The organism is Bradyrhizobium sp. NBAIM03, from assembly GCF_020194055.1.
In the GTDB taxonomy this organism is placed as follows: domain Bacteria; phylum Pseudomonadota; class Alphaproteobacteria; order Rhizobiales; family Xanthobacteraceae; genus Bradyrhizobium; species Bradyrhizobium yuanmingense.
Genome location: NZ_JADYVS010000159.1, coordinates 1 through 444, shown reverse-complemented (window position 1 = coordinate 444; position 444 = coordinate 1). Strand labels below are relative to the sequence as shown.

Annotated in this window: 1 protein-coding gene; it reads left to right on the top strand. The window is 62.8% G+C overall.

Annotated elements, in window-relative coordinates:
- A partial coding sequence (locus I6F21_RS37870; RefSeq protein ID WP_225184402.1) for an efflux RND transporter permease subunit occupies positions 1-444 on the top strand: 444 nt, incomplete at both ends.

Here is a 444-nt window from a genome sequence, read left to right as displayed (position 1 = left end):
GTCATCACCAGCACGAACGCGAACAAGCCCAAGGGCATGATGGAATCGGGCGAGCGTGTCTGGACCATCTACGCCAACGACCAAGCCAAGAAGGCCGTCGAATACCAGTCGCTCATCATCGCCTGGCGCAAAGGGTCGCCGGTGCGGCTGGCCGACGTGGCCGAGGTGACTGACAGCGTGCAGGACATCCGCAACTACGGCTCGGCCAACGGCAAGCCTTCGGTGCTGCTCATCATCAGCCGGCAACCGGGCGCGAACATCATCGACACGGTCGACCGCATCAACGACGTGCTGCCGTACCTGCGCAACACCATTCCCGCGCAGATCAACCTCGATGTGATGATGGACCGCACGCCCACCATCCGCGCCTCGCTCAAGGATGTGGAGCGCACGCTGGTGCTGTCGATCGCGCTGGTGATCATGGTGGTGTTCCTGTTCCTGCGC